Consider the following 16,871-nt stretch of genomic DNA (forward strand, 5'->3'; position numbering starts at 1 on the left):
TCGTAGAGGAATAATCAAAACTAAAAACAAAAAGGAGAAAATAAAATGGGAAAAATTATTGGTATCGATTTAGGTACAACCAATTCTTGCGTAGCGGTTATGGAAGGTGGAGAACCGGTAGTAATTGCTAATGCAGAAGGAAAGAGAACAACCCCGTCTGTGATTGCATTCGTAGAAGGAGGAGAAATTAAAGTAGGAGATCCTGCCAAAAGACAGGCAGTGACTAACCCAACCAAAACCATAGCGTCAATCAAACGCTTTATGGGTAACAAGTATACAGAGAGTGCCAAAGAAGCTTCGACTGTAGCTTATAAAGTGGTGAAAGGTGATAATGACACGCCACGTGTTGACATCGACGGTAGATTGTATACCCCACAAGAATTGTCAGCGATGACGTTGCAAAAAATGAAGAAAACGGCGGAGGACTATTTAGGTCAAACCGTTACAGAGGCCGTTATTACCGTACCGGCTTATTTCAACGATGCACAACGTCAGGCAACTAAAGAAGCCGGAGAAATTGCAGGTTTAAAAGTAATGCGTATCATCAATGAGCCAACAGCAGCAGCTTTAGCTTATGGATTAGACAAAGCAGGCAAAGACCAAAAGATTGCAGTTTACGATTTAGGAGGAGGTACTTTTGATATCTCTGTTCTTGAGTTAGGTGACGGAGTTTTTGAAGTATTGTCTACTAATGGAGACACCCACTTAGGAGGTGATGACTTTGACCAAGTAATCATTGACTGGATGGCTAACGAGTTCAACAGCGAAGAAGGTGTTGACTTACGCAAAGACCCAATGGCATTACAGCGTTTAAAAGAAGCTGCCGAAAAAGCAAAAATTGAGTTGTCGTCTTCAACACAAACCGAAATCAATTTACCGTACGTGACTGCTACGGCTTCAGGACCAAAGCACTTGGTAAAAACTTTAACTCGTGCCAAATTCGAGCAATTGGCTGAGAGCTTGGTGAAACGTTCAATGGAACCGGTTGCAAAAGCCTTAAAAGATGCAGGTTTATCTACTTCAGATATTGACGAAGTAATCTTGGTAGGTGGTTCTACAAGAATCCCGGTAATCCAGGAACAAGTTGAAAAATTCTTTGGTAAAAAACCATCAAAAGGAGTAAACCCTGACGAGGTGGTTGCTATCGGAGCTGCCATTCAAGGTGGAGTTTTAACCGGAGATGTTAAAGATGTATTGTTGCTTGACGTGACACCATTATCTCTTGGAATTGAGACCATGGGGAACGTAATGACAAAATTAATTGAAGCTAATACCACGATTCCGACTAAAAAATCACAAGTATTCTCTACTGCGGCTGATAATCAACCAAGTGTGGAAATCCACGTGATTCAAGGGGAAAGAACGATGGCGGCAGATAATAAAACTATCGGACGTTTCCACTTAGACGGTATTCCGCCGGCACCAAGAGGGGTACCTCAGATTGAAGTAACTTTTGATATCGATGCTAATGGTATCATCAAAGTGTCAGCTACTGATAAAGGAACCGGTAAATCGCATGACATTCGTATCGAAGCTTCTTCAGGTTTGACTCCGGAAGAAATTGAAAGAATGAAGAAAGATGCTGAAATGAATGCGGAAAGCGATCGTTTGGCTAAAGAAAAAGCAGACAAGTTAAATGAAGCTGATAGCATGATTTTCCAAACAGAAAGTCAATTAAAAGAATATGGTGATAAATTATCTGACGGTAATAAACAAGCCATTGAAGGTGCTTTAACTGAATTGAAAGCGGCTTTTGAAACTAAAGATGTAGCGACGATTCAGCCGGCTCTAGATAGAATCAACGAAGCTTGGAAAAACGCTTCTGAAGAAATGTACAAAGCACAAGGAGAAGGTCAAACGCATGAAGCTCAGCCACAAGCTGACGCCAACGGTGACCAAACTCAAGATGTAGATTTTGAAGAAGTAAAATAATTTAAAGGTTATTGATAGAGAAAACCGGGCTAGTAATAGTCCGGTTTTTTTTGTATCATTGCTGAACTCTAATCAAAAAAAACTTTTATAATGAAAAAAATTAATGTTCTGATTACCTTGTTTTTTGCCGCACTTTTGATAGGATGCAGCAGCAGTAGTGGTGACTCTGATGGAGGTGGTTCAACAGGTCAAAATATTACCTTTAAATTTAACGGGGTTGATGTAACAGCCTCAGTTACTTCTGCCAAGCTTTATAAATCACAGGCTACTGATGAGAAAATGCTAAAAATTATAGCAGAAACAACAGACAAAGAATTCGAGTGGACGTTCTTTTCGGGTTATACGGCTGATGATGCAATTCCGACTGGGGACTATTTGTCTTCTGATACTGTGGATGATGGCTATGCTTATGTGTCCTATAAAATTAACGGAAATAAATATGGAATGCATAACCCGGATAGTGGTACTTTGCATATTTCCGCCTGTAATTCTGGGGCAAAAACAGCTACTGGAACATTTGTTCAAACCATGCATGCTATAGGGGAAACGGATGATTTCGATTTTTTAGGCGTTTCGATCCCTTATGAAATCAACCTGACAAACGGTGTTTTTACCAACATTCACTACGAGGTGGTAAATTTGAATTAAAATAGGACCAATAAATAACTTAACCGCCTGTTTCTGGACGTTTTTTTATTTAACATAAGCCGAATGGTTTATTTCGTATATTCGATTCATAATTTTAAACCAACTCTGATTTGTTATGAAAAAAATAGTTTTCCTTCTTTGTGTGGCGTTGTTAAGTGTTAATGGTTTTAGCCAAAAAAAGAAATCAAGTGCCAAAAAAGCCCCAGCAGCTACTGCCGGTTACGCCAAGGTAGACAACTTGGTTGCCGATGTAAAAGCCGGTAATTTTCAAATTATTATCAAAGAAAAAGGAAAACCGGATGATGCTGTTATTATTAAAGCTGCGGATTCCAAATTTACTCCTTTAAATTGTAAACTGATTCCCTTTACAACCGCAGGAATAAAACTTTGCTTACTGAGTTGGACGGAAAAATCACAAAACAAAACCGATTTAAAAACGGAAGATATTGAGGCCAATTACACGGTGGTTTATGAATTAACTACAAAAAAACAAGTGTTTACGAATACGCAAACCATCAATCACATAACCGAGAAAGTTTTTTTGGATAAATTGAAAAATGCCTCTGAAACTCAGGAAAAAATAAGAAGAGAAGGGTATGAGTGTGTTTTAAATCCGGATGGTTCGCTAACATTGAAAAACAAAACAACCCAAAACAGTTTAGTTTACGATACCACCAAAATGGAGTTTGTGAATAAAAAGAAATAACAAAAAAATCCCGAAGTCATTCGGGATTTTTTATTACACTATATTTTAGCTGTCTATTCGCTGACTTTAATTTCAAAGGTTTTATTCCAAAGTTTACCGGTTACAAAAAGGGTATTGGTCTTTCTATGGTACGCAATGCCGTTCAGTACCTCCGCTTCTTTGTTGGTTACTTTTGCTCTTAGTGCCGATAAATCCAATACAGCTTCTACAGCTCCGGTTTGCGGATTAATTACGGCTATGGCGTCTTTTTGCCAAATGTTTCCGAAGATTTTCCCATTAATCCATTCCAACTCGTTAATACTTTTAATTTTACTGTCATTCGTATACACATTAATGAAATCAGTCATTTTTTGAGTCTCCGGATTCATCATCCAAATTTTTTCAGTTCCATCCGATTGGTAAATGGTTTTACCGTCATTGGTCATTCCCCAACCTTCGATGTTTTTATCAAAAGTGAAGGTTTTAAGCTTCTTCAGGCTATTCGCATCGTAAATAAATCCGGTTTTATTTTGCCAGGTCAACTGATAAATTTTATTGTTTACCACTGTTATTCCCTCTCCAAAATATTGAGCATCTAAATCTACTTTCTTATACGCTTTCCCGGTCTTGTAGTCAATTTTGGCAAAATAGCCCTTGTAGCCCTCAGGAGTTCCTGTGCTTTCCATTAAGGTGTCTCTGAAAAACTCAAACCCTTCGGTAAATGCTTTTACATCGTGGTCATACGTGTTAACGATGGTGTATTTTAATAGTTTCGGAGTAATGGATGAAGCTACCTCTATACGTGTTTTGGTGGAAACCGTATCGCCTTCAAAATATACCAGGGCTTTTACATTTTGGTAGCCCAGTTTTTTGTCCTTTAAGTCCAAAGTAAATTTACCATTGCCTTTGACCGAACTTATTTTTGTATCGTTAACGGAATAGACGATACTGTCTATAGTTTTGTTTTTGGAGTTTAACAGTGTCAATTCCACTTTTTCATTTGCCTGATACATCGCTTTTAAATTGCCTTCATCAAAACTGAAATAGCTTTCTATTTCACTCCGACTGTCACCGCAACTTACCAAGTTCATGGCTAATAAAATGGTTATTAGCAGGTTATAATTTTTCATTCGTATAGATTAAATTTTCACTCACAAATATATTTATAAAGGGCTTATTTTGTTGCAAAAAAATAAAAAGATTGTATATTTGCACCGGCAAGTCCTACACGACCAGCTCCTGCAAAATCCTCCAGGATGGGAACATAGCAAAGGTATGTGGTTGTAGCGGTGCGATGTAGGTCGCTTGCCATTTTTTTTAAAAAATTATGTCCCGATGTTCTCGGGATTTTTTATTTTTACCCCTATGGTTTTATCATGGCAAATAGTACGATTTCAACTCAAAGAAACCTTTGCCATTGCTTATGGAAACTACTCCTATAGAGAAGCTTTACTTGTAACCTTATCGCATGCCGGATTACAAGGCTATGGTGAGTGTACCGCTATTGATTATTACAACATTAGTTTGGAAGATTTCAATCAAAAGTTGCATGAGAGTAAAGCCATTATTGAACAACAAAAAATAGAGGCTCCCGTTAATTTTTACGCTTTTCTTTTACAACTCAATTTGCCCAGTTTCCTCCGTTCAGCCCTAGATTGTGCTTATTGGGACTTATTTGGTAAGCTGGAAAACAAATCCTTTTTGGAACTTAACAAAATTGAGGTGAATGCTCTTCCGGAGTCTTCCATTACCATTAGCGTAGATTCGGTAGAAAATCAAATTCAGAAAATACAAAAATCAACATGGAACAAGTTCAAAGTAAAATGCAATCATTTGGACGAAAATGCGATTAGTAAATTAGTGGCATTAGAAAGGGATATGGCATTAGATTCCAACGGTAGTTTTACCAAAGAAGAATGCCTGCGCCTGGAAAATAACGAAATTGTTTCCCGATTTTCTTATTTGGAACAACCCATGAAACCCGGCACCGACAATTATAAAATACTTCACGCCGGTACTTACGCCAATTGGATGGCTGATGAAGATTGTCAGGATCTGACGGTTTTGAAAAAACTACTGCCACATTACAATAGCGTTAATATAAAATTGGTCAAATGTGGCGGCTTAACTCCGGCTTTAGAAATGATAGCCAGTGCCAAAGCCTCAGGTTATAAAATTATGATAGGTTGCATGACCGAATCGAGTATTGGGATTTCGGCAGGGGCTGTGTTGGCACCTTTCTGTGATTTTGCTGATTTGGACGGAGCCAATTTAATAGTCAATGATTTGGCTACCGGTAGCCAGGTGGTAAACGGTAAAATTCATCTGAGTGAGAAACCGGGTTTAGGCATCAAATTAATCTAAATGCAATCTGTAGTTTTTTTATCTTTAACAACAAATAACCATTATGAAATTCCAACCCATAATACCCATAATATGGACAGAGCAAGTGCAGGAAACTATCGAGTTCTATTCCAATATTCTTGGTTTTACATGTGGAGAACGAAACGATGATTGGGGTTGGGCGGCATTGCATAAAGACGATTGTGAATTAATGATTGCTAAACCCAATGCACATACTTCATTTAAACAACCTACTTTTACCGGAAGTTTTTACATCAAAACTGATGATGTGGAAACGCTCTGGCAAGAACTAAAAACCAAAACCAAAATTGGCTACGAATTGGAAACCTTTGAATGGGGAATGAAAGAATTTGCCATTTATGACAATAATGGATACATGCTGCAATTCGGGCAAGACATAACGATATGATATGAGTAAAGTTGTTTTAATTACCGGAGGTTCTTCCGGAATAGGAAAAGCGATAGGAGAATTTTTGTTTCACAAAGGGTTTATGGTTTATGGCACAAGCCGCAATCCGGAAAAGATTACGCATTCAATATTCCCGTTATTGACTGTAGATGTTCGCAACCCCGAAAGTATTCAACAGGCCGTTGCTCATATCATATCGGTTTCCAAAAGAATTGATGTGGTCATCAACAATGCCGGTGTTGGGATAACGGGTCCCTTGGAAGAAATTCCAACTCAGGAAATCAAGAATAACTTTGAAACCAATTTTTTCGGGCCTATTGAAGTCATAAAAGCGGTTTTGCCTCAAATGCGGGAACAAAAATCAGGCTTGATTATTAACATTACTTCGATAGCCGGTTATATGGGATTGCCCTACCGCGGAGTGTATTCGGCTTCCAAAGGTGCCTTAGAAATCGTAACCGAAGCGATTAGTATGGAAGTGAAAAACTTCGGTATTCATGTAGTCAATGTGGCTCCTGGAGATTTTGCAACCAATATTGCTGCAGGGCGTTATCATGCTCCGGTAATAGCCGGTTCAGCTTATGAAATTCCTTATGGCAATACTTTAAAACAAATGGATGAACACGTCGACAGTGGGAGTAATCCGGAGGAGATGGCTTTGGCCATTTACGGTATTATTAATGACAGCAAACCAAAACTGCATTATAAGATAGGATTGTTTATGCAGAAATTTTCGATAGTACTCAAACGAATTTTGCCGGACAGAATCTATGAAAGTATGTTAATGAACCATTATAAATTGTAACTTTGCACCGGCTTGAACCTTTTTAGGGTGACTGAGCTAAGCTAAATTTGAAACACAACTTTTTTAATATATAACAAATCAGAGTATGAAATTTTTTATTGACACGGCCAACCTAAACGACATCAGAGAAGCACAAGAGCTTGGTGTTTTGGATGGCGTTACTACGAATCCTTCCTTGATGGCCAAAGAAGGTATTACCGGGAAGAATAACATTTTGAAACACTATGTAGACATCTGTAATATTGTAGATGGCGATGTAAGTGCCGAAGTGATAGCTACCGATTTTGAAGGAATGATAAAAGAAGGCGAAATTTTAGCCGATTTACACCCCCAGATCGTGGTGAAAATACCGATGACAAAAGATGGTGTTAAGGCTTGTAAATATTTTTCAGATAAAGGAATCAAAACGAATGTTACCTTGGTGTTTTCTGCAGGTCAGGCTTTGTTGGCTGCCAAAGCAGGAGCAACTTATGTATCACCGTTCTTAGGCAGATTGGATGATATTTCAACTGATGGTTTGGCTTTGATTCAGGAAATCAGAGATATTTATGATAACTATGCTTTTGAAACCGAAATTTTAGCGGCTTCCATTCGTCACACCATGCACGTGGTGAACTGTGCTAAGATAGGTGCTGATGTAATGACCGGACCGTTGTCTTCTATTTTAGGATTGTTAAAACATCCGTTGACTGACAGTGGTTTGGCTCAGTTCCTGGCAGATTATGCTAAAGGAAATCAATAATCCAACAGAATAATTGTATACAAAAAGCGCCTTTCATTGAAAGGCGTTTTTTTATATATTGAAGTATGATATTAGAACTTGTTTGGGTTTATTTTAATTCATCCGGGAAGTTCAGATCAAACACATTGGTAAAGGCATTTTGAATTTCACCTTCATTACCCAGTATAATGGTTCGGTGAATCTTAGTAATGACCCATTTTGCTTTCATATCCTCAAAGTCAGCACATCGCAGTTCCGTGATACCGTCAAAGTTGTAATCAGACAATAATTTCAACCAATTGTCTTTAGGGTCGTTCAGATTTATTCCCACAAAATGGTATTCCGGGTGCTTCACGTGCAAAGCCAATATTTTTTTATGTACGGCTTCAAAGTGAGACATGGCATTTTCAGTCCAAAAGAAAAGCACCGTTTTTTTATTCGTAAAAGAAGTAGAAGCAATAGTGTCGCCTGCCGTTGTCATTAATGACACTTCGGGGAGTTTGTTACCGATTTTTAATAATTGGATGGCATTTCCAATTTTGGTAATCTCGTTCTTCTGACTTTTATCGGTCGAATATTTATGATAAGTAGCCAAAAATTTCTGGTTGTTTACCATGTTTTGATCTTCGAGCAAATAGGTAAAGGCAATGTTGTTGAGAATGGTATTTTTAACTTTTTCGTTTTTAATCAAAGTATCGGCAATGTTCAGTTTGTTGATGTTGGTTTTCAATGCCAAATCCACTTCTGAAAAATGATTGTGATAATTGATAGCCCCCATGTTGTTGAGCATGTGCGATAAATACATTACAAAAGGGGAGTAATAGGAAAGTGCTACATTGTTGCAGTTTACTTTCTTTCTGAAGGCATAAAAATCTTTCGGAATCTTTTCAAAAACATCATTTCCGGTTCTTAATTTGTGAATGATGGGATACAATTCCTTTCGGGAATAATACGGAAAATCAACAGCAGCTTTGGCATAAGCATCAAATTCATCACTCCATTTGATTTCTTCTTTTTTGCTGTTGTAAAACTTTTGGGAAAGTTGATAAGCTGAGTCAATGGTTTTGGTAAACTTGTCAATATCATAGTCAAAAGCTTCAAACATGTCGTTTTTATCTTTTTCATTTCGGAGGTATTGCTCCATCAGATAATTGTTTTTTTGATCACCGCGTCCGCAAAAAACAACAGAACCGTCGAAGTCCTGAGTGTTAACGCGTACCATGATGCTGTCGTTTTTATCAAAATACACATACTGGTATTCTGGCTCGTGCTTGAAGCTGTATAAGCCCGGCGTTAGCGAGTCAAACTGAATGAAAAAGCGATTGTTCTTGTCCAGTTTCAAAGTGTCAATCACTTCATTGTCTTTGCAAAAGAGTACATATGGATTGTTCGGGTTGACAATTTCACCCCCAAAATAGGCTACATAGTCATTCCCTTTGAATTCATTTTTACATGAACTGAAAAGAACGAACATCGGGAGGAGAAAACCTAATACTTTTATATTGTTGAGTTGGTGCATGTATTTAAAACTGGTAAACAAAATTAATCTGATGTTTTGGATTTTACTGTTAATCTATCGTTAAAGTTAAACACCTCCAAAATTCAGTATTCCAGCACATGTGCCAAATCCAATCAGGAAAATTATAGTGGAATAGATGAGTAATTTAAGGCCGAATTTTTTGTCCTCTTTCTGAAAAAACACTTTGTATAAGCCAATAAGGAAAGCTATTCCACTCGCTACAACAACCAGGGCTAAAAGGATTATAAGGTAGATCATCATGATTAATTAGATAAAGCATACAAACAAGTACCGAAACCTATGACTACTATTACACAGGCGGTTATAGATGAAATCAAGACCATTCTGAGAGCGGTTTTGGATTTGCCTTTACTGGTAAGGAGTTGGATAAATCCCCAAATAAACACTACGGCACAGAGTACTAGTAATATCATAGCCAACTGTAATAAAATCTCCATAACTAATAGTTTATTTCTTTTCTTAATTTTTCAATGGTATTGTCTCTGTAAAACAAATTCATCGTTTCAAACGGCACCAACTTTCCTCTTTTATCCACAATATGAACACATGATTTTTTAACGGCTCTGACGTCAAAATCCTGAGCATCCATGAAATTCATGATAATAATACGAAACAAATTCTCATAATGCAAATGATCCGATTGGACCCGAGGCAAACAACACATCAGTTCACCAAAAGTTTCTTCAGCACAATCAACGGAAATTCCCGTGCTGAACAGGGTTAGCATATGATTTTTCAGTTTCTCATCGTTTTCAAAAACAATCGTATTTTTGGAGTTGTTGAGCAAATCTTCAGGATTGATTAAATGGGTCATCGGCATGATTTCTCCATTAATTTTCAACGCATAGGCCATACACAAAGCATCCGGATTACAAGGTACAGGGATTAAATCCTGCGGAGTAAAAACGGGATATTGTTCGTAGATTTTCCTGCGCACTTCGGTCAGTGTAATTCGGCCTTCTTCATCTTTATAATCCTCGTTTCTTCCGGCTACCTGAGTAGGTTGAAAAGTCACGCCACGCACACAACGCTGTTGAACGGCATATTCTAAAATTTGCCCAATCTCATCATCGTTCTCTCCTTTTTGTAAAGTAATCACCAGGGTGGTGGAGAGGTTGAATTGATTCAAATTTGCTATGGCTTTTTTACGAACTTCCGTCAAATCTTCACCTCGCAACTTTTTTAAAACTTCGGGTTTAAAGCTGTCAAACTGCAAATAAATCTCAAAGTCAGGCATATAGCTTGCCAGTTTTTCCACAAAGGAAATGTCCTTAGCAATACGGATGCCGTTGGTGTTTAACATCAAATGACGTATCGGTTTGCGCTTGGCCATGTCGAGAATTTCAAAAAACTGCGGATGCACCGTCGGTTCTCCTCCCGAAATCTGAACGACGTCGGGTTCTCCCTCATTGGCAACGATGATGTCAAACATCTTTTCAATTTCTTCGAGTGTCCTGTGATTGCCGTAATTGGGGCCTGAACTCGCATAACATGTCGGGCAGGTAAGATTGCAGCGGTCTGTTACTTCCACTATGGAAAGACAGGAATGCTGCTCGTGATCGGTACACAAACCGCAATCATAAGGACAGCCATAATGCACTTTGGTATTGAACTTCAACGGGACTTCCGATTGCTTATTATAGTTTCTGATTTGGCGGTAGTATTCCACATCATCAGCAATCATGACTTTGGTATCGCCATGGGTTTTGCAGTGCTTCAGCATCCATACTTTATCGTCCTGAAAGACAATTTTGGCATCAATCGTGTGCAGACACTCCGGACACAGACTCTTGGTATAATCGTAGTAGATGTAATCTCTATTGGGCATATTTTGGCAATCGGATTAAAAATTTATAATAATAAACAAGTACAAACAAAGCGCTCCATTGTATACTGCTCAGACCTAAGAACAAAGGATTATAGGGTTTAATAAATTCCACTAAAAAGCGATAGGTAAAATACAAAACCATAAATAACTTGAATCGGTCGCCGTTAACCATGGTTTTATGACGGATACTTAGAAAGAGTACAAAGAGCAGAACCATAAGCACCATTTCGTATAAAGCTACAGGATGCCGAAGTTTGCCATCGCCCAAATCCATACCGGTAAACCAAGTCGTTTCTGTACCGAAAGTAGGTTCGGCAATCCCCATACTGAAACAACCCATCCGTCCGATAAACAAAGCAACCACTATCGGGATCACATAAATATCGCCCGAAGCGGTTTGGACTCCAATGATTTTCTTAATCAGCTCTACTCCGAACAAACCACCCAAAAAGCCCCCGGCCACAGTTTTATTCTGATAAAAACTCAGCAGTGTTTGATGCATGATTTCCGAAGGCGTTTCCAGCATGGCAAGCACCCGGGAACCTATCAGGGCACCAAGCATAGCACCAAGCAATATCCAGAGCCGGTTGATGTCCGAAATCGGGTCGGTAATGCCTCTCCTTAAATAGTAATACAACCGAACCCCCACAATAAAAGCCAAGGTTTCAAAAAAGAAATGCAGGTATACTTTGTCACCAAATAAAGAAATCTGATAAGGAAAAGTCATGGTCAATCAACTGAAATTTCAGCTAATATACCTTTTTAAATAAATCATTTGAAAATTAAATTTTAGAGTACTTTTGAAACTCAGTATTCTCAATTCCATGAAAAACACAATTGCCTCCCTGATAATGGCTTTTATTTTCAGTATCGGTTTCGGTCAAATTAAATCCGGAACGCCTGAAGTAAGCCCCATCACCATTCAGAAAAAGTTCAGCAACTGGGCCGATTATCAAAAGCAACACATCAGGCTCTCGGCTGATTTTATTCCGCTAAATACCAAATCAGTACAGGTGAGCAAAGCAGTATTTCTCAAAACCCTCCTGACAGGAACCTGTATTCCTATTCGGCTCAACACTGAAAAAGGACTGACCTACAAACTCTTCAAAATAAATCCCAAAGCCGATACCAGTATCAAGGCCACCATCACCCAAATAGCCTTTGATGAATACGAACATTTTAAAATGGAAGGAAAGCCCTTTCCCGATTTCAATTTCGTCGATTTGAACGGACAACCCATTACCAATGCAACGATGAAAGGGAAGATTGTAGTAATCAAATGCTGGTACATCCATTGCACTGCCTGCATTCAGGAGTTTCCTTATGTGAATGCGCTGGCGGAAAAATATAAAAACCGCAATGACATACAGTTTGTCAGCCTGGCCGAAGATACTCCCGAGCAGCTCAATGCTTTTCTGACTAAAAAGCCGTTAGCCTATGCTGTGGTGCCCAATATGAAAATCTATATGAATCAGGTTTTAAACCTGAATGCTTTTCCCACGCATTTCATACTGAATAAAGAGGGGATGATTGTAAAAGTGCTCTCGGATTATGAGAGTTTAAACGCAGCTTTATCACAACTGCTGAAAGAGTAGCAACAGTTGCCAAAAAAACAGAATTGCGATACTGAAAACTGCCTATATTTCATTACTTTTGCACCGCTTAAGGCTAAAAAGGCCGAACAGCAGGAAATAAAAATTTAATAAAATACAATTCATGTTAACTGTAAATAATTTATCAGTCCAATTTGGTAAAAGAATATTATTCGACGAAGTAAACACCACCTTTACCCAAGGCAACTGTTACGGGGTAATCGGTGCCAACGGTGCCGGTAAATCTACCTTTCTTAAAATCCTTGCCGGAGATATCGAACCCACATCCGGAAGAGTGTTTTTGGAGCCCGGAAAACGAATGTCGGTATTGAACCAAAATCACAATATGTTTGACGAACATACGGTTTTAGAAACGGTGATGATGGGAAACAAAGTCTTATTTGCAGTCAAATCAGAAATGGATGCGTTGTATGCCGATTATGATGATGCCAATGCCGATAGAATAGGAGAGTTGCAGGTGCAGTTTGAGGAAATGAACGGTTGGAATGCAGAGTCTGATGCCGGTGCCATGTTGTCCAACTTAGGAATCCAATCCGATATGCATTATACCCTAATGGGCGAAATGGAAGGAAAACTCAAAGTACGTGTCTTATTGGCACAAGCGCTTTTTGGCAATCCGGATGTATTGGTAATGGATGAGCCTACCAATGACTTGGACTTTGAAACCATTTCCTGGTTAGAAAACTTCCTGGCCAATTATGAAAATACGGTAATTGTAGTGTCACACGACCGTCACTTTTTGGATGCGGTTTGTACCCATATTTCAGATATCGACTTCGGGAAAATCAATCACTATTCCGGGAACTATACTTTCTGGTATGAATCGAGCCAATTAGCCGCTCGTCAGAAAGCACAACAAAATAAGAAAGCCGAAGAGAAGAAAGCCGAGTTGGAAGAATTCATTCGTCGTTTTAGTGCCAACGTAGCCAAATCCAAACAGGCTACTTCGCGTAAAAAGATGATTGAAAAACTAAACTTAGACGAAATCAAACCGTCAAGCCGCCGTTATCCGGCCATCATTTTCGATACGGAGCGTGAAGCGGGTGACCAAATCCTACACGTGGAAAACCTTTCGGCCTCAATTGATGGCGAATTGCTATTCAAAAATGTGGATTTAAACATGGCCAAAGGTGACAAAGTGGTTGTGTTCTCCAAAGACTCCAGAGCAACTACCGCTTTTTATGAAATATTAAACGGAAACGTAAAAGCCGATACCGGAACCTTCGAATGGGGGATTACCACCACACAGTCGTACCTGCCAAATGACAACCACGAATTCTTTACGGATGGTAGTTTGAACTTGGTAGACTGGTTGCGCCAATGGGCCAAAACCGAAGAAGAACGCGACGAAGTTTACGTGCGCGGGTTCTTAGGAAAAATGATTTTCTCCGGAGAAGAAGCCTTGAAAAAATGTACGGTATTATCAGGAGGTGAAAAAGTACGTTGTATGTTGTCCCGCATGATGATGTTGCGTGCCAACGTGTTGATGCTGGACGAACCCACCAATCACTTGGATTTGGAGTCTATCACGGCCTTTAACAACTCCCTGAAAAACTTCAAAGGTTCGGTATTGTTTACCACCCATGACCACGAGTTTGCGCAAACGGTGGCCAACCGCGTGTTGGAAATCACGCCAAACGGGGTGATTGATCGCTACATGACCTTTGACGAATACCTTGATGATGATAAGATTCAGGAAATGCGTAAAAAGATGTATAGTTAATATAATAAAGAAACTCCCGCCATTAGCGGGAGTTTTTTTTATTCCGTCCTGGAGTGGAATTTAATCCATTCTTACAAAAATGCAACCCAGTACTAGTCCAAAAGCTTATTTTGACCTTCGGGAGCACCAGTAAACACAAGGCATCAGAAACGTCCTGACGAGTTTACCAACTCATCAGGACCAGTTCGCCAACTCGTCAGGACGAGTTGCAAAACTCATCAGGACGAATTTGACGATTCATCAGGAGCTTTTTTTCAAGGTGTGCGGAACAGTTTTTTGTAAGAATTCAACAAGGTCATTCGGACTGCTGTGAAAGAGTACCATCAGCCGGAACTCGTAACGCATAATTGATTAACGCCTCACTAATTTTTGACACATTCAATAAAAAATACTACTTTTACAACCCAAACAACACTATCATGAGTCAAAAAGTATTGCTCACTTCCAAAGAAGTCAATATCATACTCCATCGTTTGGCTTGTCAGTTAATCGAAAACCATCTTGATTTTTCCAATTCAGTCCTTATCGGTATCCAACCCCGCGGGGTTTCCTTGGCTTCGCGTCTTAAGACCATTCTGGAAGAAGAATACCAAATCAAAGAGGTACCGCTCGGATTTTTAGACATTACTTTTTTCCGCGATGATTTTCGTCGGGGCGAAAAGCAGCTTGAAGCAAACAAAACCCAAATCGATTTTTTGGTAGAAGATAAAAAAGTGGTTTTTATTGACGATGTGCTGTTCACCGGAAGAAGCATTCGCGCCGCTCTAACCGCTATTCAATCCTTCGGAAGACCTTCCGAAATCGAATTGCTGGTGCTCATCGACCGCAGATTCAGCCGACACCTGCCCATACAACCGGATTACCGGGGCCGACAGGTAGATGTGATTAATGACGAGAAAGTAAAGGTATGCTGGAAAGAGAAAGAAGGCGAAGACGCAGTATATTTGATATAAGATAACGACACAACACGCAACAACAACACACTATATGTCCGAACTATCAGTCAACCACTTATTAGGCATAAAATATCTCCAAAAAAAAGATATTGATTTAATCTTTGAAACGGCCGACCATTTCAAGGAAGTAATCAATCGTCCCATTAAAAAAGTACCGTCACTGCGCGACATCACCATAGCCAATATCTTTTTCGAAAACAGTACCCGCACCAAGCTTTCCTTTGAACTGGCGCAAAAAAGGTTGTCTGCGGATGTGATTAGCTTTTCTGCGGCTCAGTCCTCGGTCAAAAAAGGGGAAACGCTTATCGATACGGTGAATAACATCCTTTCGATGAAAGTCGATATGGTGGTCATGCGTCACGCTAACCCCGGAGCCGCTTATTTTCTTTCACAAAATGTAAAGGCGAGTATCATCAATGCGGGAGACGGTGCGCATGAGCATCCTACACAAGCGTTGTTAGACAGTTTTTCCATCAGAGAAAGACTGGGAGAAGTGGGAGGTAAAAAGGTGGTCATTGTAGGTGATATTCTTCATTCGCGTGTGGCTTTATCCAATATCTATGCGCTTCAAATGCAAGGAGCAGAAGTTAAAGTGTGCGGTCCCAAAACCCTCATTCCAAAGCACATAGAGAGTCTGGGAGTAACCGTAGAATCTAATTTAAGAAAAGCACTCGAGTGGTGTGATGTGGCCAACATGTTACGCGTGCAAAACGAACGCATGGATGTCAATTACTTTCCATCCACCAGAGAATACGCTCAACAATACGGTCTGGACAAAGCGTTGTTAGACTCTTTAAATAAAGAAATTGTCATCATGCACCCGGGGCCCATCAACCGAGGAGTAGAGATTACTTCGGATGTGGCCGATTCCCAACAGTCTGTAATCTTGGATCAGGTGGAAAACGGCGTGGCCATTCGAATGGCCGTAATCTATTTACTAGCTTCTAAAATACAGCAATAATGAATGTTATCCTCACAGGCGGCAACGGTATGATTGGTAGTTTGATTGTAACCAAATGCCTCGCCAGTGATGAAGTAACTCAGGTGACTTCTATTGTCAGAAAACCAACAGGACACAAACATCCCAAACTAAAGGAAATCATTCACACTGACTTTCTGGATTTCTCCGCTATTGAAGATTCCTTTCAAAACCAAGACGTTTGTTTCTATTGCATCGGGGTGTATACCGGTCAGGTTTCCCGAGCGGAATTTGCCCAAATTACGATTGATTTTACAAAGGCTTTTGCTGAGACCTTGCGCAGACAAAGCGATAAAACAACCTTTTGTTTCCTCAGTGGACAAGGGGCTGACCGCAGCGAAAAAAGCCTCATGATGTTTGCCAAAGACAAAGGCAAGGCAGAGAATCATTTATTTGGTCTTCATTTCTATCGAACCCATTCGTTCCGTCCCGGTTATATTTACCCGGTAGTGCCAAGAAAGGAACCGAACATAACCTATAAACTGATGCGACTGCTCTATAAACCGATTATTCGTTGGTTGTTTCCCGGTGCCAGTGTCACTTCGGAACAATTGGCCAGTGTGATGGTAGAAGTAGGGTTGCACGGTGGGCACAAAGAGATTTACGAGAATAACGATATCAGGAAAATACAGATTCAAGCATAAAAAAAGTCCCGAATTATCGGGACT

At 39.6% G+C, this 16,871-nt stretch carries 17 protein-coding genes and 1 other RNA gene; 13 read left to right on the top strand and 5 right to left on the bottom strand.

Annotation, left to right across the window (positions count from 1 at the left end):
- Positions 1-45 precede the first annotated feature (45 nt).
- The 3 genes from dnaK to ACSVH6_RS05240 all read left to right on the top strand — a co-directional run bounded on the left by dnaK (position 46) and on the right by ACSVH6_RS05240 (position 3,286).
- Positions 46-1,932, top strand: a complete 1,887-nt coding sequence (dnaK, locus tag ACSVH6_RS05230) for a molecular chaperone DnaK (RefSeq protein WP_438076270.1) — start codon at positions 46-48, stop codon at positions 1,930-1,932.
- 90 nt (positions 1,933-2,022) lie between these two features.
- The gene (locus ACSVH6_RS05235) at positions 2,023-2,580 is read left to right on the top strand and encodes a hypothetical protein (RefSeq protein ID WP_438076272.1); all 558 of its coding nucleotides are present in this window, start codon (positions 2,023-2,025) and stop codon (positions 2,578-2,580) included.
- A 115-nt stretch (positions 2,581-2,695) separates the two neighbouring features.
- A complete protein-coding gene (locus ACSVH6_RS05240) occupies positions 2,696-3,286 on the top strand; it encodes a hypothetical protein (protein WP_438076273.1) in 591 nt (196 codons plus the stop codon).
- A 53-nt stretch (positions 3,287-3,339) separates the two neighbouring features.
- On the opposite strand, the gene ACSVH6_RS05245 is transcribed toward ACSVH6_RS05240, so the two are convergent.
- Positions 3,340-4,395 (bottom strand): glutaminyl-peptide cyclotransferase, encoded by a 1,056-nt coding sequence (locus ACSVH6_RS05245; RefSeq protein WP_438076275.1) that lies wholly within the window; start codon positions 4,393-4,395, stop codon positions 3,340-3,342.
- Positions 4,396-4,480: 85 nt separating this feature from the next.
- Between ACSVH6_RS05245 and ffs the strand changes: the two genes are divergently transcribed.
- From ffs to fsa, 5 genes are all read left to right on the top strand, one after another.
- Positions 4,481-4,578, top strand: an RNA gene (ffs, locus tag ACSVH6_RS05250) — signal recognition particle sRNA small type.
- Positions 4,579-4,600: 22 nt separating this feature from the next.
- Positions 4,601-5,629 (top strand): enolase C-terminal domain-like protein, encoded by a 1,029-nt coding sequence (locus tag ACSVH6_RS05255; RefSeq protein WP_438076276.1) that lies wholly within the window; start codon positions 4,601-4,603, stop codon positions 5,627-5,629.
- A 43-nt stretch (positions 5,630-5,672) separates the two neighbouring features.
- Complete coding sequence (locus ACSVH6_RS05260; RefSeq protein ID WP_438076278.1) at positions 5,673-6,038, top strand: VOC family protein; 366 nt, start codon at positions 5,673-5,675, stop codon at positions 6,036-6,038.
- A 1-nt stretch (position 6,039) separates the two neighbouring features.
- Entirely contained in the window at positions 6,040-6,843 is an 804-nt protein-coding gene (locus ACSVH6_RS05265) for an SDR family oxidoreductase (protein WP_438076280.1), read from the top strand.
- 85 nt (positions 6,844-6,928) lie between these two features.
- Positions 6,929-7,585 (top strand): fructose-6-phosphate aldolase, encoded by a 657-nt coding sequence (fsa, locus tag ACSVH6_RS05270; RefSeq protein WP_438076282.1) that lies wholly within the window; start codon positions 6,929-6,931, stop codon positions 7,583-7,585.
- Between the two features lie 88 nt (positions 7,586-7,673).
- Here the strand turns inward: fsa and ACSVH6_RS05275 are convergent, their stop codons facing one another.
- From ACSVH6_RS05275 to ACSVH6_RS05290, 4 genes are all read right to left on the bottom strand, one after another.
- On the bottom strand, positions 7,674-9,104 hold the full coding sequence (locus ACSVH6_RS05275) for a peroxiredoxin family protein (RefSeq protein ID WP_438076284.1): 1,431 nt from the start codon (positions 9,102-9,104) through the stop codon (positions 7,674-7,676).
- Positions 9,105-9,346: 242 nt separating this feature from the next.
- A complete protein-coding gene (locus ACSVH6_RS05280) occupies positions 9,347-9,541 on the bottom strand; it encodes a hypothetical protein (protein WP_438076286.1) in 195 nt (64 codons plus the stop codon).
- A gap of 2 nt (positions 9,542-9,543) precedes the next feature.
- Positions 9,544-10,932 (bottom strand): radical SAM protein, encoded by a 1,389-nt coding sequence (locus tag ACSVH6_RS05285; RefSeq protein ID WP_438076288.1) that lies wholly within the window; start codon positions 10,930-10,932, stop codon positions 9,544-9,546.
- Entirely contained in the window at positions 10,922-11,659 is a 738-nt protein-coding gene (locus ACSVH6_RS05290; RefSeq protein WP_438076290.1) for a prolipoprotein diacylglyceryl transferase, read from the bottom strand. Before ACSVH6_RS05290 ends, ACSVH6_RS05285 begins: the two co-directional genes overlap by 11 nt.
- Before the next feature lie 97 nt (positions 11,660-11,756).
- Between ACSVH6_RS05290 and ACSVH6_RS05295 the strand changes: the two genes are divergently transcribed.
- From ACSVH6_RS05295 to ACSVH6_RS05315, 5 genes are all read left to right on the top strand, one after another.
- Complete coding sequence (locus tag ACSVH6_RS05295; RefSeq protein ID WP_438076292.1) at positions 11,757-12,527, top strand: TlpA family protein disulfide reductase; 771 nt, start codon at positions 11,757-11,759, stop codon at positions 12,525-12,527.
- 121 nt (positions 12,528-12,648) lie between these two features.
- Positions 12,649-14,268, top strand: coding sequence for an ABC-F family ATP-binding cassette domain-containing protein (locus ACSVH6_RS05300; protein WP_438076294.1), 1,620 nt, complete (start codon positions 12,649-12,651; stop codon positions 14,266-14,268).
- 419 nt (positions 14,269-14,687) lie between these two features.
- Positions 14,688-15,221, top strand: a complete 534-nt coding sequence (gene pyrR / locus ACSVH6_RS05305; RefSeq protein WP_438076295.1) for a bifunctional pyr operon transcriptional regulator/uracil phosphoribosyltransferase PyrR — start codon at positions 14,688-14,690, stop codon at positions 15,219-15,221.
- 34 nt (positions 15,222-15,255) lie between these two features.
- Positions 15,256-16,185 (top strand): aspartate carbamoyltransferase catalytic subunit, encoded by a 930-nt coding sequence (locus ACSVH6_RS05310; protein WP_438076296.1) that lies wholly within the window; start codon positions 15,256-15,258, stop codon positions 16,183-16,185.
- A complete protein-coding gene (locus tag ACSVH6_RS05315) occupies positions 16,185-16,847 on the top strand; it encodes an NAD(P)H-binding protein (protein WP_438076298.1) in 663 nt (220 codons plus the stop codon). Before ACSVH6_RS05310 ends, ACSVH6_RS05315 begins: the two co-directional genes overlap by 1 nt.
- Positions 16,848-16,871: the final 24 nt, after the last annotated feature.

This window comes from Flavobacterium sp. XGLA_31 (genome assembly GCF_051547105.1).
Lineage (GTDB): Bacteria > Bacteroidota > Bacteroidia > Flavobacteriales > Flavobacteriaceae > Flavobacterium.